This is a genomic window from Comamonas sp. Tr-654, assembly GCF_011752915.1.
Lineage (GTDB): Bacteria > Pseudomonadota > Gammaproteobacteria > Burkholderiales > Burkholderiaceae_C > Comamonas.
Genome location: NZ_VWWQ01000005.1, coordinates 124,597 through 143,450, shown reverse-complemented (window position 1 = coordinate 143,450; position 18,854 = coordinate 124,597). Strand labels below are relative to the sequence as shown.

At 62.8% G+C, this 18,854-nt stretch carries 16 protein-coding genes; 11 read left to right on the top strand and 5 right to left on the bottom strand.

Translation table 11 applies throughout. The features are described 5' to 3' along the window. Window positions 1-58: 58 nt before the first annotated feature. From F3J24_RS16345 to F3J24_RS16330, 4 genes are all read left to right on the top strand, one after another. Window positions 59-766, top strand: a complete 708-nt coding sequence (locus F3J24_RS16345; RefSeq protein ID WP_205244816.1) for a class I SAM-dependent methyltransferase — start codon at window positions 59-61, stop codon at window positions 764-766. Window positions 767-902: 136 nt separating this feature from the next. Further along, window positions 903-1,523 carry a sugar O-acetyltransferase gene (locus F3J24_RS16340; protein WP_167008540.1) on the top strand — a complete coding sequence of 207 codons (621 nt, stop codon included), beginning with the start codon at window positions 903-905 and terminating at the stop codon, window positions 1,521-1,523. Window positions 1,524-1,645: 122 nt separating this feature from the next. Continuing rightward, window positions 1,646-2,044 carry a YkvA family protein gene (locus tag F3J24_RS16335; protein WP_167008538.1) on the top strand — a complete coding sequence of 133 codons (399 nt, stop codon included), beginning with the start codon at window positions 1,646-1,648 and terminating at the stop codon, window positions 2,042-2,044. Window positions 2,045-2,255: 211 nt separating this feature from the next. Further along, on the top strand, window positions 2,256-3,584 hold the full coding sequence (locus F3J24_RS16330) for a diguanylate cyclase (RefSeq protein ID WP_167008536.1): 1,329 nt from the start codon (window positions 2,256-2,258) through the stop codon (window positions 3,582-3,584). A 142-nt stretch (window positions 3,585-3,726) separates the two neighbouring features. Here F3J24_RS16330 and F3J24_RS16325 read toward each other — a convergent pair whose 3' ends face one another. Together F3J24_RS16325 and F3J24_RS16320 are read right to left on the bottom strand one after the other, a co-directional pair. Beyond that, the gene (locus F3J24_RS16325; RefSeq protein ID WP_167008534.1) at window positions 3,727-4,674 is read right to left on the bottom strand and encodes a helix-turn-helix domain-containing GNAT family N-acetyltransferase; all 948 of its coding nucleotides are present in this window, start codon (window positions 4,672-4,674) and stop codon (window positions 3,727-3,729) included. 222 nt (window positions 4,675-4,896) lie between these two features. Continuing rightward, a complete protein-coding gene (locus tag F3J24_RS16320; RefSeq protein WP_167008531.1) occupies window positions 4,897-5,694 on the bottom strand; it encodes a helix-turn-helix domain-containing protein in 798 nt (265 codons plus the stop codon). 119 nt (window positions 5,695-5,813) lie between these two features. Between F3J24_RS16320 and F3J24_RS16315 the strand changes: the two genes are divergently transcribed. Then, a complete protein-coding gene (locus F3J24_RS16315) occupies window positions 5,814-6,464 on the top strand; it encodes an MSMEG_1061 family FMN-dependent PPOX-type flavoprotein (protein WP_167008529.1) in 651 nt (216 codons plus the stop codon). A 5-nt stretch (window positions 6,465-6,469) separates the two neighbouring features. On the opposite strand, the gene F3J24_RS16310 is transcribed toward F3J24_RS16315, so the two are convergent. Further along, a complete protein-coding gene (locus tag F3J24_RS16310) occupies window positions 6,470-7,378 on the bottom strand; it encodes a LysR family transcriptional regulator (RefSeq protein WP_167008526.1) in 909 nt (302 codons plus the stop codon). Between the two features lie 253 nt (window positions 7,379-7,631). On the opposite strand from F3J24_RS16310, the gene F3J24_RS16305 reads away from it, so the two are divergent. The 6 genes from F3J24_RS16305 to F3J24_RS16280 all read left to right on the top strand — a co-directional run bounded on the left by F3J24_RS16305 (window position 7,632) and on the right by F3J24_RS16280 (window position 17,135). Next, window positions 7,632-9,338, top strand: a complete 1,707-nt coding sequence (locus tag F3J24_RS16305; RefSeq protein ID WP_167008523.1) for an acyl-CoA dehydrogenase family protein — start codon at window positions 7,632-7,634, stop codon at window positions 9,336-9,338. A gap of 100 nt (window positions 9,339-9,438) precedes the next feature. Then, window positions 9,439-10,434, top strand: a complete 996-nt coding sequence (locus F3J24_RS16300; protein ID WP_167008520.1) for a tripartite tricarboxylate transporter substrate binding protein — start codon at window positions 9,439-9,441, stop codon at window positions 10,432-10,434. A gap of 168 nt (window positions 10,435-10,602) precedes the next feature. Continuing rightward, entirely contained in the window at window positions 10,603-11,784 is a 1,182-nt protein-coding gene (locus F3J24_RS16295; RefSeq protein WP_167008517.1) for a M20 aminoacylase family protein, read from the top strand. 30 nt (window positions 11,785-11,814) lie between these two features. Then, a complete protein-coding gene (locus tag F3J24_RS16290) occupies window positions 11,815-12,822 on the top strand; it encodes a tripartite tricarboxylate transporter substrate binding protein (RefSeq protein WP_167008514.1) in 1,008 nt (335 codons plus the stop codon). Between the two features lie 82 nt (window positions 12,823-12,904). Next, window positions 12,905-14,044, top strand: a complete 1,140-nt coding sequence (locus F3J24_RS16285) for a CaiB/BaiF CoA-transferase family protein (RefSeq protein WP_167008511.1) — start codon at window positions 12,905-12,907, stop codon at window positions 14,042-14,044. Window positions 14,045-14,213: 169 nt separating this feature from the next. Further along, window positions 14,214-17,135 carry an aconitate hydratase gene (locus F3J24_RS16280; protein ID WP_167008508.1) on the top strand — a complete coding sequence of 974 codons (2,922 nt, stop codon included), beginning with the start codon at window positions 14,214-14,216 and terminating at the stop codon, window positions 17,133-17,135. Window positions 17,136-17,209: 74 nt separating this feature from the next. Here the strand turns inward: F3J24_RS16280 and F3J24_RS16275 are convergent, their stop codons facing one another. Together F3J24_RS16275 and F3J24_RS16270 are read right to left on the bottom strand one after the other, a co-directional pair. Then, window positions 17,210-17,599, bottom strand: coding sequence for a VOC family protein (locus tag F3J24_RS16275; RefSeq protein WP_167008505.1), 390 nt, complete (start codon window positions 17,597-17,599; stop codon window positions 17,210-17,212). Window positions 17,600-17,705: 106 nt separating this feature from the next. Continuing rightward, window positions 17,706-18,830, bottom strand: coding sequence for a PepSY domain-containing protein (locus F3J24_RS16270; protein ID WP_167008502.1), 1,125 nt, complete (start codon window positions 18,828-18,830; stop codon window positions 17,706-17,708). Window positions 18,831-18,854: the final 24 nt, after the last annotated feature.

Here is an 18,854-nt window from a genome sequence, read left to right as displayed (position 1 = left end):
GATGGCATGCACAAAGGAATGCTTCTGGCGCCAGTGCACACTCCCCACAATGGCCTGCATGACTTCCACAAGCTCCAGCGCCAAGTTTGATCTCTCCAGGTCTATTGAATATGCAACGCAAAGTCGTATTGCCCTTGCCGGCTACGACGCCTGCCACGAGCTTGCCGCCTGCCTGCTTTCGGCCCACCTGGGCCACGATGCAAAGTCGGTTCTTGTCGCGGGAGCCGGCGGAACAGGTCAGGAAATCCTGTGCGCCGCAAAACTGGAGCCGGCCTGGACCTTTGTGGCCGCAGATCCGGCTGTCGCAATGCTCGATCAGGCGATGACAGGCATCGAGGCCGCAGGCCTGTCCGGACGAACCACGGTCTTCCACGGTACGGTCGAGGAGCTTCCCGATGGTGATGGCTTCGATGCCGCAACCCTGGTCGGAGTCCTGCATCACATTCCCGAGCAGGATCGCAAGGACGCACTCTTGCGCGAGCTCGGCCGGCGCTTGAAACCGGGCGGGCCGCTGATCCTGGCCTGCAACCGGTGCCCCTACGAATCCCAGCCGCTGTTCCTTGAAGCCTGGGCTGCACGCTGGCGCATGGCCGGGGCCGATGAGACAGAGGTCGTCGCAAAGCTGGGCAAAATCCGCCAGGGAGCCGTGCCGCCGCTTTCTGAGGCCGCGGTGGAAACGATGCTGGCCAACGCGGGCTTCGTCAATCCGCTGCGCTTTTTCTCAAGCCTGTTCTGGAGTGCATGGATCACCTTCAAGGCGCAATAGGAACCTGCTTGGAAAGTAGGCAGCTTCGGCCCGAGGTCGTCTGCAAATTGCCAGGCTCCTGGCAACGCGAGCCGTCCCAAGCCGCCCGCGGCATCTGCAATGGGGTAAGGTTGTCGACTTTGCAAAGCCTGCCCCCATGTCCAATCTCGAAACACAGTTCGATCACATTCGCACCGGAAAGATGTACAACGATCTGACGCCGGAACTGGTGGGCGCACGGCAGCATGCGGTGCTGCTGAGCAACGAGTACAACGACTCCTTCGCGGAGCCTGCGCCTGTACGTGAGGCGATACTTCGCCGCCTGCTGGGTTCGGTAGGCCAGAACGTGCATTTCGAACCGCGCTTTCGTTGCGAGTTTGGCCGGAACATCTACATTGGCAATAACTTCTATGCGAACTTCGATTGCATCATGCTGGATGGTGGAGGAATCTTCATCGGCAACGATGTTCTGCTGGCCCCACGTGTTGGCATCTACACCTCCAACCATGCCATCGATCCGGCCGAGCGTGCGGCGGGCGGCTGTTTTGCAAAACCCGTGACGATCGGCAACCGCGTGTGGATAGGCGCTGGCGTGCATATCAATCCCGGCGTGACCATCGGCGACGACTCCATCATCGGGTCGGGCAGTGTGCTGACCTCCGATATTCCTGCAGGGGTTGTTGCCGCAGGCGTTCCCTGCAAGGTTCTTCGGGTCATTTCCCCAAAGGACAAGACGGGCTTTGTCAACGCGGCCCCGCATTCTGGCCAGGCCTTCTAGGTGATACGTGCCTGCGATCGCTGGCGCTGGCGGCTGGAGATGGTCGAGTTGGCCCAGTACTGGCGGCTGGCGGTCGTTATTTCAAATAATGAGAAAATCCGGGCTCTTGGCCAGGATTTCCAATGAATATCAGAGACAGCCTGAAGGCTTGGGCAAAGCGAATCAAGCGCGACGGAGTGACGCTCTGGTTCGCAGGAAAACACCCCGCGACGCCTTGGTTCGCAAAGGCCCTGGGCCTGTTTGTGGTTGCCTATGCGCTCAGTCCGATTGATCTGATACCGGACTTCATCCCCGCTCTCGGATTCGTGGACGATGCTCTGCTGCTACCGGGGCTGATCTGGCTCACGGTCAAGCTGTTGCCAGCATCGGTTCTCACCGAATGCCGTGTTCAAGCCGACGCATGGATGGCTGACAAAGGGGCCAGACCCAGAAGCCGCTCGGGAGCCATCATGATCATCGTGCTCTGGATGAGCCTTGGAATAGCGGCCTGGTACTGTCTGACTCCAGAGGCTCTCCCATGAAGGACTGCATCGTGGCGTCTGCGTCCATGGCTCTGGTCACCGCTGGCGGCCGCAGCGGCTGCTCCTGTCTGGCTGTCTTGCCAAAGCCTGCATCGAGAGACCGGCAGTTGCCTCGCTGCGTTCAGATCTCACTCTTGCCTGGGTTTGCAGGGGGCTGTTCCGGGCCCGAGATGACAAACCTGCTCGGTCAACCCTGTCTGTGTAGCGAATCTTGATCTCGATTCTTCGCGTCGTGGCGCTGGCCCTGGACCAGCTGGAAGTGGCGGTTTGCGTCTTTGATGCGAACGACAGAACCCAGCTATGGAACGATACCTTTCTGCAGTTCTTCCCCGAGCATGCCGGGCATGTCTATGCCGGTGAAGCCTATAGCGAGAATCTGCGGCGTTTCTATCTGCAAAGGCTTTCGGCGCAGGAGCTGCCATGCATGGAGCGCTACATCGAAGAGGGCATCCAGCGGCATCACAACCAGCAGCGTGCGTTCGAGTTCGACCACCATGACTATCGCGTCCGGGCCGCCTCTCTTGCCCTGGGGCCTCTGGGCCGGATCAGACTGTGGCGCAAGACCGCTCCCTTGCTCACGGGGATGCAGGACCGGATCAATCCCAGGCAGGTACGGCGGCCTCGGCAGATTTCGGAGGATACGGCTCTAGCCCTGGAAAGTCTGGCAGACGGCATTCTGATGGTCGATGAGCAGGACAGGGCGGTCTGGGCCAACCACTCATTTCTGGTGCTCTATGGAATGCCGGACATCGAGTGTCTTGGCGCGCGCATGTTCGAAGAGATCTATGCGCAGTCGTGGGCGCAGGAGCAGCCGACCACGGACTATGCAACAGGACTTTCGGTGCTCACGGAGCGGCAACGGTTTTCGGGGGCTCCTTATGTGCTGGCTCTGCCTCAGGATCGCTGGGTGCGCGTGGTGGAGCTGCGCGGAACCCAAGCCAACGGTTGCAGCTTTTTTTCGCATGTTGACATCACCGCGTCACGGCGGCAGCAGGAAGAGCTGAGGCAGCTGACCTTGCACCTGGAGTCCCTGGCCGTGAAGGATGCGTTGACAGGCTTGGTGAACCGCAGACGGTTCGATGAAGTGCTGGAGTCGGAGTGGCGCAGAGCACACCGGTCGGAGAGCGCACTTTCGCTGCTTCTGTTGGATGTCGATCATTTCAAGCAGCTCAACGACAGCTTTGGGCATCCGTTCGGCGATGAGGTGCTCAAGTGTTTCGCAGGCCTGCTGGCGCACTGCGTCCAGCGCGCAGGTAGCCTGGTCTCCCGTTATGGGGGCGAGGAATTCGCCATTCTGTTGCCAGGCACCGATCTGTCCGGCGCGGCCAGGCTCGCCGAATTCATCCGGCAACAGGTCGAGGCCCTGTCGCTAGGCAATGAGCAAACCGGATTGGTGCAGATCACCATCAGCGTGGGAGTCGCCTGCGCAAGTGGTGCTGCGCTGGATTCCTCCTGCGCTAGCCTCATCGACATGGCGGACAGGGCCTTGTACGAAGCCAAGCGAAAAGGCCGCAACAGCGTCTGCCTGGCCGGTATCTAGTCTCCAATCGGCGCCCTGTGCTGGCGGCTTTGGATAGGCTCACGAGGTTCGCAGCTGTCCATCTCAGCCGTTGGGATGATCGCGGCTGCAGTTCAGTTGTCGCAGTGGCTGGCCAAAGCGCGCGCTGACCAGGAAAACAGTCCTAGCCGCCGGAGCCGACTCTGGAGAATCGCTGCTCCAGCATCTGTTTGCCCCACTGATCGCCAACCCACTCTTCAACACACTTGAAGCCATATGACTCGTACAGATGGCGAGCCGCAGAGAGTCCGCTAAATGTCCAAAGCTGTGTTTCTCGAAACTTCTGCTGATCGACAAATTCGAGTGCAGCATTCAGCAGTCGTCTCCCGGCACCGCTTCCCCTTACGCTGTCATCGACGATAAACCACCTCAGGTGTGCAATGCCGGGCTCGAGGTCTTCGCCATCAATGGCGACCGAGCCAATGATTTCTCCTTCATGCATGGCGGTCCAGATCCGGTTTCGGGAGTGGTTCAAGCGATCTGAGAACTCGGCCAGGCCTGCGGCAACAACGGATTCAAAACGCTGGCCCAACCCGGCTTCACGAGAGTAGTACTGAGCATGCATCTGGGTGATGCGAGCAATGATTCCCGGCTGATAGCCGCTTACGAGCTCCACGACTGGCTTTTCCTTGTCGCCTTGAATCCGGGACGACAGTGCAGCGCTGTAAAGCTGCAAGCCCTTCGAGACGGTGTGCTTCTGTCCTGGGTTCAAGCGTTCCAGGGCATGCGTGACTTGTGCGCGAGCATGTGCATGAATGGATTCGACGCGCAACCTGCCCGCAGGGGTCAGCGACAGCTGCTTGAGCCGGCTGTCGTGGAGGTCAGGTGACTCACTGACATCGCCGGCTTCCACCAGTTTGCGCAGCATCCGGCTGACGCTGGATTTTTCCAGTCGAAGCATTGTCCCAAGATCCTTGGCGTTGACATTGCCTTCTTCAATTTCAAGAAGCGCATGCACGGCGGACGGGGACAGGTCTGCGCCTGCAATGCTTTCACCCATGAAGCCCCAATCACGCGCCATGGAGCGTGAGTAAGCTCGTATCTGCTCGACCAAAGACGGTTCGTTTGACATAGATTTCCTCAAATGGTTGCATGATACAACCATTTGATCGACGGGCAGTTTTGTCGAAGTTGCGCAGGCAATACGCAGGGCGCTGAACCCTGCAAGGCGGGTGGTTGGGACGCTCATGGCAAGAGCCCGGTTTAGCGAAGCTCTTTCGTCATGAAGTGTCTGAACCCCTGGTGGCTGCGTTGCCAATGGCGCAACCGTGACGCACGCGCCGCTTTCCGGGGGTCAGGATCCCAGCCGTGCGCGGTAAATGCCCGGTGTTTCTCCGAACTCGCGCTTGAACAACTGGATAAAGGCACTGGGGCTGGCCCAGCCCAGATCGAGTGCGATATGACTGACAGGCACGCCTTCGGCCAGCAGTTCCAGGGAGCGCAGCAGGCGCATGCGCTGGCGCCAGGCGCTGAAGCTGTAGCCGGTTTCCGCCACAAAGCGGCGGCTTAGCGTGCGGGTGCTCAGCGCTCCCCAGTCGGCCCAGGCCATCAGATCGCGGGTATCGGCCGGGTTCTGGATCATTGCCTGGGCAATGCGCTGCACGCGCCAATCGCTGGGCAAGGGCAGGCCCAGGGCCTGCCTGGGCAGGTGGCGGATTTCGTCTAGCACCACACTGGACACATTGTCGAGTTCGGGCGAGCGCAATGGCTGTGCCGGGTGAGTCCAGCTGGCCGCCAGGCGCAACACCGCTTCGCGCAGCAGGCCGGAGACGCGCAAGGTGCAAGGCCTGGCGGGCAGATTGGCGCAGGCATGCTCAGCGATATAGGCGCTCCAGCCATGGTAGGGCCCGAACGAGCGGCCCGAATGCCGATGGTGGGGCGGCAGCCAGACGGCGTGGATGGCGGGCACGATCCAGACGCCGTCTTCCACAGTCACAGAGATCAGGCCGCGCAGGGAGCCAAACAGCTGGCCGCGCGCATGCTGATGCGCTTCGGAGGACAGCTCCTGCTCCTGCCAGCGAGTGGCAGCGAGGATGACCGGGCCGGAGTCGTCATCCAGATGAGGTCGCAGTAATTCCAGCAGGTCGGTCATTGCGAGATGGCAGGCCGCCAATCAGTTTGGCGGATTTCAGATATTCAATGGCTGAACAACTCTATGGCCGCCAGAGGGCTCTGCCTTAGGCTCGCTGCTCTTTAGAAGGAGTAGTCCAGATGTCAGAGACCCGGAAACCGAAGCAGGTGGAACTCGACGCCCTGTATGCGCCTCCGAGTGAGCGCATACAAAAGGCGGTGCTCGACCGTTTGGTCGATTTCCATCGGCAGTATCTGCAGCAGGCGAGTTTTTTCTGTCTGGCCACGGCCGGTCCGGCCGGTATGGATGCTTCGCCGCGCGGCGGGCCGCCCGGCTTTGTCCATGTGCTCGACGACAAAACCCTCGCCTTCGCCGATTGGCCGGGCAACAACCGCATCGAATCGCTGCGCAATCTCCAGCACGACGAGCGGGTCGCCATGCTGTTCCTGTTCCCCGGCCTGGAGGTGTTTCTGCGCATCAACGGCCGCGCTCGCGTCAGTGCGGCCGCCGAGCTGCTGCAGGAGCTGCATGAAGGCGAGAAAACGCCGAAAACCGCCACGGTGGTGCGTGTTGACGAAGTGCTGTTTCACTGCGGCAAGGCCGTCAATCGGGCACGGTTGTGGGAGCCGGCGGCCCGCTCGCAGCGCAGTGAGCTGCCCAGCATCGGACAGATGCTGGTCGGCTTCGCCGCGCTGCAGGCGGGCCCTGAGGCTACGGACGGCGAGCATGCCAGCATTGAGGAGCTCGATGCGCATTATCAGCAGGCGGTGCGCAGTGATCTGTATGGCTGAACCAGTCAGGTGGAGTCGGCAGAGGTGTTCAGCGACTCGGCGGCCGTGCGCAGGCAGGCGAGCAGGCGGGCCACCAGCGGATTGGCGGGTGCGCGACGCCACATGGCCAGCATCTCCGATGACGGATGGCTGCCCTTGAGCGCCCGGAACACCAGACGTGGCATGCCCACGCGAGCCAGCGCCTCGGGCACCAGGGCCACGCCCTGGCCCAACGAAACCAGGGAGATCACCGACAGCCAGTGTCTTACCTCGTGGCGCACCTCGGGGGCAAAGCCATGGGCCAGGCACATCTCGTAGATGCGCTGGTGATAAGTCGGCGAAACCAGGCTGGAGAACAGGATCAGGCGGTCGTTCCTGAGTTCGGCCAGATCGATGGCGGCACGGTCGTGAAGCGGGTGCTGCTCGGGCAGGCAGACCACGAAAGGCTCTTCCACCAGCAGCTGACTGTCAATGCCTTCGGGGGGCTGTATGGAGTGGACCAGGGCCATGTCCAGCCGCATTTGCTGCAGACCGAGGATCTGTTCCGCGCTATTGGCTTCCAGCATGTCCACGCGCACCTGGGGGTGGCTGTGCTGGAACTGTTCCAGCGCCTGCGGCAGGCCGCGGTACAGGCTAGACCCCACGAAGCCCAGACGCAGATGGCCGCGCGTGCCCTGGGCCACATCGCGCGTTTCCTGTGCGGCCTGCTGACTCAGAGCCAGCAGCTGGCGCGCCTTGTCCAGCAGATGTTCGCCGGCAGCCGTAAGCCGTACTCCCTTGCTGCTGCGCTCGAACAGCTGGGCCTGCAGTTCCTGCTCCAGCTGCTTAATGGCCACCGACAGAGGGGGCTGGGAGATGGATAGCCGCTGGGCCGCACGGCTGAAGTGGAGTTCCTCGGCCAGGGTGACGAAGTAATGCAGCAGCCGCAGTTCCATGCTGTTATCTATATATAAAAAGTATTGGAAAAGATTTTAATAATATTTGACGTGAATATATCAGGGTGCTGAAATTCGCAGCAGTCCCAGGCTCTTTGTGCGATGCACGGCGCATGAACCCATCGCCGCCTTCCCGGAGACCGAGAGCAAGGGTCCAGGCGGCCGCGCCGTCCCGCAGCGCGGCTGTCATCCCCATCCAGGAGGAAGGCGCACCGCGTCCCCAGGGTGTATTCGAATTCAGCAGGAGACCTTCATGTCCGCCAACGACAAGAGCCAGATGCATGCCGTGGCCCTGGCTGCCAGCGCTGCAGCCCATCCCGTTCCAGACCGCCACGGTGCCAATTTCTACAGCACCGACCCTGAGCTGCAGTCGCTGCTCAGGCTCTATCTGCCGGAGGATCTGCTGGCCCACCTGCAGCCCTATCTGCAGCGCATGGGTGAGCTGGCCGGCGGGCGCATCGACGAACTGGCCGGCATTGCCGACAGGAACCCACCCACACTCGAGCATCGCAGCCGCTCCGGTCAGGACAGCCAGCGCATCATCAAGCACCCTGCCTATGAAGAGCTAGAGCGCATCGCCTACGGCGAGTTCGGCCTGCAGGCCATATCGCATCGCGACGACATGCTGGGCTGGCAGGGCAAGATGCCGCCGGCCGTCAAGTACGCGCTGACCTATCTGTTCGTGCAGTCCGAGTTCGGTCTGTGCTGTCCGCTGTCCATGACCGATTCGCTGACACGCACGCTCAAGAAGTTCGGCACGTCCGAGCTGGTGGACAAATACCTGCCGCAGTTGCTGTCGCTGGACTGGGACAACCAAGCCCAGGGCGCCATGTTCATGACCGAACAGGCTGCGGGCTCCGACATCGCCAACACGCAGACCGTGGCCTATCCGCAGATCGATGGTTCCTGGCGTCTGACCGGCGACAAGTGGTTCTGCTCCAACCCCGATGCCGAGTTCGCCATGGCGCTGGCGCGCGTGGACGGGGCACCGGCGGGAATGAAGGGCATCTCGCTGTTCCTGCTTCCGCGCACTCTGGACGATGGCAGCGACAACCTCTACCGAATCGTCCGTCTCAAGGACAAGATGGGCACCAAGTCCATGGCCAGCGGGGAGATCCGCATGGAAGGCGCCACCGCCTATCTGGTGGGCGTGCAGGGCCGGGGCTTTGTGCAGATCGCCGACATGGTGAACAACTCGCGCCTCTCCAATGGTGTGCGCTCGGCCGGCATGATGCGCCGCGCCGTGGCCGAAGCCGAGTTCATTGCCCATGAGCGCATCGCTTTCGGCAAGCGCCTCGAAGACATGCCGCTGATGCAACGCCAGCTCGACAAGCTGCGCGTGCCCGCCGAGCAGGCGCGCACCATGGTGTTCCAGACCGCACAGACGCTGATGCGTTCGGACGCGGGCGAAGAGGGGGCCTACCCGCTGCTGCGCATTCTCACGCCGCTGATCAAGTTCCGTGCCTGCCGCGATGCACGCAAGGTTACTGGCGACGCGATGGAGGTGCGTGGCGGCTGTGGCTATATCGAGGAGTGGAGCGACCCACGGCTGGTGCGCGATGCGCATCTGGGCTCGATCTGGGAAGGCACGAGCAATATCGTGGCGCTGGACGTGATCCGCGCCATCAAGCGCGAGGGCTCGCTGCCGGTGCTGCAGCAGTATCTGCACGCCTTACTGGATCAGGCCCTGCTGGTGTCCGGCTACCGCCAGGCGCTGGAGCAGGCATTGGAGCGCGCCAGCGCCCTGGCCGAGAGAGCTGCCCAGGATGGAGGTGACGTGCTGGCCCGCCAGGCTGCCACTGCGCTCTACAACTGCACCACGGCCATCGCCATGGCCTGGGAAGCCAGGCGGACAGGCTCGGCCGAGCGCCTGCGTCTGTCGCAGCTGGTGTTGATGCACCGCGTGCTGCCGCGCGATCCGCTGGCGGCGGCCGAAGTGCCGCCGGAATGGCAAAAGTGAATTGACACACAAAGAAGCGCTGGCGCAATACAGGCAAGCGCCGGCAGCTATGCATTTTGAAAGCCAACACCGATTGGCGAACAACCCAAGGAGACAAGTCATGAATATCAATCGCCGTTTGCTGGTCGGACCGGCCGCGCTCGCCAGTGCCGCTCTGTGCCTGGGCTTCTCTTTGAATGTCCAGGCCGCCGAGAAATTTCCCGAGCGACCCATCAGTTTCATCGTGCCGTTTCCGCCTGGCGGCCCCACCGATGCCATGGCTCGTATTCTGGCCACCGAGCTGACCAAGGAACTGGGCCAGAGCGTGATTGTGGAGAACAAGGCCGGAGCAGGGGGCAATATCGGTGCCGACTTCGTGGCCCGCGCCAAGCCCGATGGCTACACGCTGATGTTCGGTACATCGGGCCCGCTGGCCATCAACAAGCCGCTGTACAGGTCCATTAACTACGACCCACGCACCAGCTTTTCGCCCATCATCTATGTGGGCTATCTGCCCAATGTGCTGGTGGTGCGGCCCAACCTGGGGGTGAGCAACGTCAAGGAACTGATCGAGCTGGACAAGAGCAAGCCTGGCCGGCTCAATTTCGCCTCCTCCGGCAATGGCGCATCGTCCCATCTGGCGGGCGTGCTGTTCAACGGCATGGCCGGTACCGAGCTGCAACATGTGCCCTACAAGGGCACGGGGCCGGCTCTCAACGACCTGCTGGCCGGTCAGGTGGAGATGACCTTCACCGACATTCTCACGGCCATGCCCTATATCAAGGCCGGCAAGGTCAAGGCCCTGGGCGTGGCCACGGCCAAGCGCTCCAGCGCCATGCCCCAGATTCCCACCATCGCCGAGCAGGGGCTGCCCGACTATGACGTGAGCGTGTTCTTCGGCGTGGTCGGCCCCAAGGGCATGGCCGCTGATCGGGTCGCGCTGCTCAACCAGGCCTATGCCAAGGCGCTGGATTCCGACAATGTGAAGAAGGCCTTTGCGGCCCAGGGCCTGGAGCGCGGTGTGGATACCAAACCCGCCTATCTGGCCGGCTTTGTGAAGAGCGAACTCGGCAAATGGAGCGAGGTGGTGCAAAAGGCCGGTGTCACGCTGGACTGATGCTGCAGTTGCTTGAATGCAAGCAAACGCGTGCCATCGAAGGCTGGTCGTGTTAGAACTTTTCGAAACCTCTTGCATGGGTTGCGAGGGGACACTGTTTAGCACCACCAGCCACTGCCTGCGGGCCCATGAAAGACATGGGCCCAGGCTCTTCAACTATCCATCGCCATGACAATTTCAAGCCCATCCCCTTTGCTTGCGCAACTGCAGGCGGTCGCTGCCGAGTTCGTCGAGGTCCGCCGCAGCATCCATGCCCATCCCGAACTTGCTTTCGAAGAGACGCGCACCAGCGACACGGTGGCCGAGTCCCTGGCCCGCTGGGGTTATGAGGTGCATCGCGGCCTGGGTGTGACCGGCGTGGTCGGCGTGCTCAAGAAAGGCTCGGGCAGCAAGTCGCTGGGCATACGCGCCGACATGGACGCCTTGCCCATTCTCGAAAGAACAGGTCTGGACTATGCCAGTCGCCTGCCCGGGAAAATGCATGCCTGCGGCCATGACGGACATACCGCCATCCTGCTGTGCGCGGCAAAGTACATTGCCGAGAGGCTCGATTTCGACGGCACGCTGAACCTGATCTTCCAGCCGGCTGAGGAGAGCGAGGGTGGTGCCATGCGCATGGTGGATGAGGGCCTGTTCGAGCTGTTTCCCTGCGACGAGATCTACGCGCTGCACAACGCGCCTGGCCTGCCCGTGGGCCGGATGGCGATCAGTCCGGGGCCGGCCATGGCTTCGTTCGATCGCGTGACCGTCACGCTGCGCGGGCGCAGCGCCCATGGCGCCATGCCGCACCATGGCATAGACAGCATGCAGTGTGCAGCCAGCATCGTGCTGGGTCTGCAGTCCATCATCACGCGCGAGCTCGATGCCCAGCAGGCAGCCGTGATCACGGTGGGCTCCATCCAGGCCGGCGAGGTCTTCAACATCGTGCCCGAGAGCGCAGTGCTCAAGATCGGCGTGCGTGCCCTGCATCCCGATGTGCGCAGCTGGGTGGAGAAGCGCATCAAGGCCTTTGTGCAGGCCCAGGCCGAGAGTTACCAGCTCGGTTGCGAGATCGACTATGTGCACAAATACCCGGTGCTCGTGAACTGCGCAGCCCAGACCGAGTACGCGCGTCAGGTGGCAATCAGCCTGCTGGGCGAGGACAAGGTGGGCGAGCGCACGCCCACCATGGGCAGCGAGGACTTTGCCTACATGCTGCAAAAGCGTCCCGGCGCCTATATCCGGCTGGGCAACGGCGTGGGCGAGGATGGTGGCTGCATGGTGCACAACCCGCTGTACGACTTCAATGACAAGGCCTTGCACATCGGTGCGGCCTTCTGGACGCAACTGGTGCAAAGCTATCTGGCCTGAGCGGCCGCTTGCTGAAATGGGAGGCAGGAGATGGGTATATGGAACCGCCGCGGCTTTATGCGGCACACACTGTGGCAGGCGGCTGCCTTGGCGGCAGCTTCGAGCTGGGTCCGGGCTGCAGAAAGCTTTCCGGCCAAGCCTCTGATTCTCATGGTGCCTTTTCCCGCCGGCGGAGCCAGCGATGTGGCGGCACGCATCTTTGCCGAATCCATTGGCCGCAGCCTCGGGCAGCAGGTGGTGGTGGAGAACCTGGGCGGTGGCACGGGTCTGATTGCTGCGGCCAAGGTGCTCAACACACCGGCCGACGGCTATATGTTCTTCCACGGCTCGGCCAACGAGATCTTCCTGGCGCCCATGCTCAATACGGCAGCGCGCTACAAGCCGGGCGACTTTACGCTGGCGGCTCCCACGACGGAGTCGCCCATTGTGCTCATGGTCAAGAGCGGTCTGCCGGTCGACAGCTATGACGCCTTCATCGAATATGCACGCGCCGGCAAGAACGGTCCGCTGACCTATGGCACGGTGGGCGTGGACTCCATGTACAACCTGATGGGCGACGCTCTGGCAGCCAGGCTGAAGCTACCGTTTCTGCACGTGCCTTACAAGGGTGGCGCGCCAGCCCTGCAGGACCTGGCAGGAGGACAGGTGGACTTCGCCATCCTGCCTTATCAGGCCAGCTTCGAAGGCATGGCCAAGCAGGGACGGCTGAAGATCCTGACCAGCTTTTCCAAGACCCTGCCCAAGGAGCTGGCCCATGTGCCGCTGATATCGCAAAGCCGCCTCAGTCCGGACTTCGAATACACGGTCAGCGCAGGCTACTTCGTGAAGAAGGGCACGCCCGCCGACCGCGTGGCAGCTCTGCGCGGCGCCATAGGGCAGGCGCTGGTGCACCAGGACATCCGCAGCCGACTGGAGCTGGAGGGCAAGCATATCCGGCAGCCCGTGACCTCGCAGGCCGAGGCAGACCGGAGCTTTGCTGCCATCCATCAGCGGCTGAGTGCGCTGGTGCGCAGCGTGGGCCGAACGCCCCTGGCCTGATTGCGGTCAGCCGCAAAGAATTTTTGAGCCACATTTTGAGTGATATGCGGGCCAGGGTCCGTATTCTGTAGGGAATTGAAACATGCACAATCCAGTCACGATCGGCGCCGGAGCCTTGCAGGGCATCAAGGTTCTCGATCTGTCACGCATCCTCGGCGGGCCGCTCTGCGGGCAGATACTGGGCGACCATGGCGCCGATGTGCTCAAGGTGGAGCCGCCGCAGGGAGACGACACGCGCACCTGGGGGCCTCCGTTTCGCGACGGCGTGGCTTCCTACTACTTCGGCCTGAACCGCAACAAGCGCATCCAGTTTCTCGACCTGTCCTTGCCCGAAGGCCAGCAGCGCGTGCGCGAGCTGATGGCCCAGGCCGATGTGGTGGTGGAGAACTTCAAGGTCGGCACCATGGAGAAATGGGGCATAGGCTTTGAGCAGATGCGCGAGCAGCTGCCGCATCTGATCTGGTGCCGCGTCACGGGCTTCGGTGCCGACGGCCCTCTGGGCAGCCTGCCCGGCTATGACGCCGCCATCCAGGCCATGGCCGGCATCATGAGCATCAATGGCGAGGCCGACGGAGACCCGCTGCGCGTGGGCCTGCCGGTGGTGGACATGGTGACCGGGCTGAACGCCACCATAGGCGTTCTGCTGGCCCTGCACGAGAGGGGGCGCAGCGGGCAGGGCCAGTTGGTGGATGCCTCGCTTTACGACTCCGGCCTGTCGCTGCTCCATCCCCATGCCGCCAACTGGTTCATGGGGCGCAAGGTGCCGCAACGCTCGGGCAATGCCCATCCCAATATCTATCCCTATGACGTGCTCAGCACCGGGGGGGCTCCCATCTTTCTGGCCGTGGGCAATGACCGGCAGTTCCGGCTGCTGTGCAGCCATGTCGGCCGGCCCGAGCTGGCGCAGGACGAGCGCTTTGCCACCGCAGGCCAACGTTCCGTTCATCGCGCCGAGCTCAAGCCCTTGCTGCAGCAGGCGTTTGCGGCGCTTGACGGTCTGACGCTGGCCGACGAGCTGATGGCCATAGGCGTGCCCGCCGCGCCGGTGCTAGACGTCGCCCAGGCGCTTGAACATCCACATACGGCGCATCGCGAGATGGTGGTGACCATGGACCAATACCAGGGGCTGGGTGCTCCGGTCAAGCTCGGCCGCACGCCGGCCAGCTACCGCTTCGCCCCTTTGAGCGAGGGGCAGGATTTTCTGCCGGACGCCGGCGTCTGAGCTTGCTCCACATCGACACCAGCCCGCCCTGTGCGGGCTTTCCTTTTTTGGCGCCCATGTGAGCCAGGTTCGCATGGCCGGCGCCCTGTCCCACCCTTTTCACGGGCATTGTGTGCACAATGGAATGTAAAAGCGTTACCCCTGTGTTCTGTCCATGGAGAGTCTCACGATGTCGCATGCTTTTGCCAAAACCCTGAAGTCCTTTGAGCTGGCCGAAGGCAAGAAAGCCAAGTTCTATTCGCTGCCTGCACTTGCCAAGCAGTTTCCCGAAATCAAGCGACTGCCGGTCTCGATCCGCATCGTGCTGGAGTCGGTGCTGCGCAACTGCGATGGCAACAAGATCACCGAGGAGCATGTGGCACAGCTGGCGCGCTGGCAGCCCAAGGCCGAGCGTGTAGACGAGATTCCGTTTGTCGTCGCGCGCGTGGTGCTGCAGGATTTCACCGGCGTGCCCTTGCTGGCCGACCTGGCCGCCATGCGCAGCACGGCTGCCAAGCTGGGCAAGAAGCCCAAGTCCATCGAGCCGCTGGTGCCCGTGGACCTGGTGGTGGACCACTCCATCATGGTGGACTACTTCGGCACCAAGAAGGCGCTGGACCTGAACATGAAGCTGGAGTTCCAGCGCAACCAGGAGCGCTACCAGTTCATGAAATGGGGCATGCAGGCCTTCGACACCTTCGGCGTCGTGCCGCCGGGCTTCGGCATCGTGCACCAGGTCAATCTGGAATACCTGGCGCGTGGCGTGCACAAGGCCAGGAGCGGCAAGGGCGAGGCGGTGTACTACCCTGACACCCTCGTCGGCACCGACAGCCATACCACCATGATCAACGGCATCGGCGTGGTGGCCTGGGGTGTGGGCGGCATCGAGGCCGAGGCGGCCATGCTGGGCCAGCCCGTGTACTTCCTCACGCCCGACGTGGTGGGCTTCGAGCTGACCGGCCAGCTGCGCGAGGGCGTGACGGCCACCGATCTGGTGCTCACGGTCACGGAGCTGCTGCGCAAGGAAAAAGTGGTCGGGAAGTTCGTCGAGTTCTTTGGCGAAGGCACGCGCAGCCTTTCTCTGCCGGACCGCGCCACCATCGGCAATATGGCTCCTGAATATGGGGCGACCATGGGTTTCTTCCCGGTCGACGAAAAGACCATCGAGTATTTCAAGGGAACCGGGCGCACCAAGAGCGAGATCCAGGCCTTCGAAGCCTATTTCAAGGCCCAGCAGCTGTTCGGCGTGCCCCAGGCCGGCGAGATCGACTACTCGCATGTGGTCAAGCTGGATCTGGGCAAGGTGGCGCCGAGCCTGGCAGGTCCCAAGCGTCCGCAGGACCGCATCGAGATCGGCCATGTGGCCGGGCAGTTCGACGAACTGTTCAGCGCTCCCGTGGCCCAGAATGGTTTCAATCTCCCCGCCGACCAGCTGGTGCGCCGTCATCTGGTGAGTCCCGATGGTCCCGAGGCCTTGAAGCCCGAGAGCAAGCCCCTGCCCGCCGATGCGGAGCGCAACAAGGTCGAGATGGTGAGCAACACGCCCGAGACCGGCAAGGTCGAGGCCAGCGCGATTGCGGTCGAAGCCAGCCAGGCCCTGGCCGCGCCGGACAGAAGCTTCGACATTGGCAGCGGCGATGTGCTGATTGCCGCTATCACCAGCTGCACCAATACCTCCAACCCCAGCGTCATGCTGGCGGCGGGCCTGCTGGCCAAGAAGGCGGTGCAGGCCGGCCTCAAGGTCAAGCCGCATATCAAGACCTCGCTGGCGCCGGGCTCCCGCCTGGTGACCCGTTATCTGACCGAGGCGGGCTTGCTGCCCTATCTGGAAAAGCTGGGTTTTGCGCTGGCTGGCTACGGCTGCACCACCTGCATCGGCAACGCCGGTGATCTCACCCCCGAGATCAATGCCGTCATCACGCAGAACAATCTGGTCTGCGCGGCCGTACTCTCGGGCAACCGCAATTTCGAGGCCCGCATTCACCCCAATATCAAGGCCAACTTCCTGGCCAGCCCTCCGCTGGTGGTGGCTTACGCGATTGCCGGTACGGTGCGCAAGGACCTGATGACCGAGCCCGTGGGCAAGGGCAAGGGCGGCAAGGACGTGTATCTGGGCGACATCTGGCCCAGCAGCGAGGAAATTCAGGAGCTGCTCAAGTTCGCCATGAACGGCAAGGCCTTCCGCAGCAATTACGAGCAGGTGGCCAGCGAGCCGGGCAAGCTCTGGGAAAAGATTCGGGGGGTGACGGGCTCCACCTACACCTGGCCCGAGAGCACCTATATCGCCGAGCCGCCGTTCTTTACCGACTTTGCTCTGAATTTGAAAGCGCCATCCGCAGACGGGGAAAGCACTGCAGGTCAAAAAGGCTCAAACTCCAGCGCGGTGCACGGCGCCCGCATCATGGCCTTGTTCGGTGACTCCATCACCACCGACCATATCTCGCCTGCAGGCTCCATCAAGGAGTCTTCGCCGGCAGGCAAGTGGTTGCTCGAGCATGGCGTGCAGAAGGCCGACTTCAACAGCTATGGCTCGCGCCGGGGCAACCACGAGGTGATGATGCGCGGCACTTTTGCCAACGTGCGTATCAAGAACCTGATGATTCCTGCTGCAGCCGACGGCTCGCGCGAGGAGGGCGGTGTCACCCTGTTCCGCGACGACCATGGCCGGGCCGAGAAGATGGCCATTTACGACGCGGCCATGAAGTACCAGGCTGCGGGTCGTGCCACGGTGGTGCTGGCCGGCGAGGAATACGGCACGGGCTCCAGCCGCGACTGGGCGGCAAAGGGCACGCAGCTGCTGGGCATCAAGGCCGTGGTGGCGCGCAGCTTCGAGCGCATTCACCGCTCCAATCTGGTAGGCATGGGCGTGTTGCCGCTGCAGTTCAAGGGCAATGACAGCTGGCAAAGCCTGGGCCTGACGGGCGAGGAGTTCATCGATGTGATCCCGGCCGCCGACCTGGCGCCCCAAAGCGATGCCCAGCTGGTGATCACCAGGCCCGACGGCAGCAAGAAGACCGTGACCGTGAAGCTGCGCATCGATACCCCCATCGAGGTGGACTATTACCGCCATGGCGGCATCCTGCCCTATGTGCTGAGGCAGCTGCTGGCCTGATTGCGTCCGCTTGCCAGATAAAAAAAGGCCTGCTCTCCTCGGAGGCAGGCCTTTTTCGTGGGCTGATGCGGGCCCTATTTCATAGAGTGCAGGCCAAACATATTGCCTTCGGTATCGATGGCCAGGGCAATAAAGCCATAAGGGCCTATGGAGACCTTGTCGCGGTGCAGGCTGCCGCCGTTGCGTGCAACGCGTGCGGCCTGCTCGGCGCAGTCTTCACAGACGAAATAGACCAGCGTGCCGCCGCCGCCCGAGGGGCATTCCGGCATGCGGACCAGCGCCCCGGTGGCACCAGCATTGTCCGGCTGCCCGGGAAAGGCCCACATTTCCATATCGGGGTGCTCGCCGCCTTCCGGCATGGTCAGCGCTTGCAGCTGACAGTCCAGCACGGCTTCGTAGAAGCTCCTGGCGCGCGACATATCCTGCACGTAGATCTCGAACCAGCCAACGGGATTCATAGCCATCTTCAGCTCCTTGTCTGCTCATCGGTGGAAGTCCAGATGCTGAGCCCGCAGAGGCTGTGATGCAAGCAGACCCGGCCCTGAACAGGGATATCCGAGCCTGGTCCCCTCAGGGCTTTTTCCGGGCAGCCAGCTTTCTGGCCTTGCGGCGGTGCCACCAGAGCCAGATTCCGCTGATGCCCAAGCCGCCCAGCACCAGACCGTTGAGACCGGCCAGGATTTCCATCAGCACGCCACCCAGCTCGCCGGTGTGCAGCGGATAGGCCACGGCGACCGCCGCAGCGCCGGGGTCGAGTTCGTTCCAGCGCCTGACGTCCAGCACCGCCCCGTTGCGCGGGTCCAGCCATACCGAGCTGATGCCGTTGGAGTGCGGTTCGCCGGGAGCGCGAAAGCGGATGCGCACGGCCTGCTTGGCATTGGGCGGCAGCTGCACGAAGCTGGCCTGGGCATCGGGCATGGCCGCACGGGCCGAGGCCAGCATGGCGTCCACATCGGCGGGCAGCGGTTGGGCGGAGCCTTGCGCAGCCAGTGCGGGCAGCTTGGGCGGCTTGACTGCCGTGCTGCTGGCGAGCACATTGAGCCAGTCGCCCAGCGGCCGCCATGCCATATAGGCACCGGTGACGACCGAGACCGCGATCAGCAGGCCCATGATCACGCCGCCGATGCGGTGCATGTCGAACAGGGCGCGCACCAGACTCTTGTTGAGTTCTACGCGCCAGTTGCCCGGCCAGCGCTTGGGCCACCAGAGAATGACGCCCGTCAGCAGTAGCAGAACGTAGGCCAGCGTGGTCCAGGCCAGTATGGCCTTGCCATTGGTCTCGAGCAGCAAGGTGCTGTGCAGCTTGAACAGTGTGTTGACAAAGCCCTCGGTCTCGCCGCGCCGGCCCTGCTCCTGGCCGGTAACGGGGTCCAGGTAAATGGTGCCGCGCCAGTCTTCCGCCTGCACACGCAGCCACAGGCTGTCCTGTGCCTGCTGCGGCAGCCGGAAGCGCAAAGTGGCCTTGCTGCCGAACTCCTCATGGGCTTTTGCCAGTATCGGCGTCAGCGCGGCGGCCTGCTGGGCCTGCTGCGCGTTCGTAGTGCGGGCCTGGAACAGTTCGGGGTGAGCCATGCGGTCCAGCGGCTGGCCGATGATGAGCAGGGTGCCGGTGAGTCCGGCCAGAATCAGAATCCAGCCCAGGCCCAGGGCGAACCAGCGATGCAAGCGCAGCCACAGAGAACGGAGCGAAGTCATTGCGCGTGATGGTGTGGTGTCCCG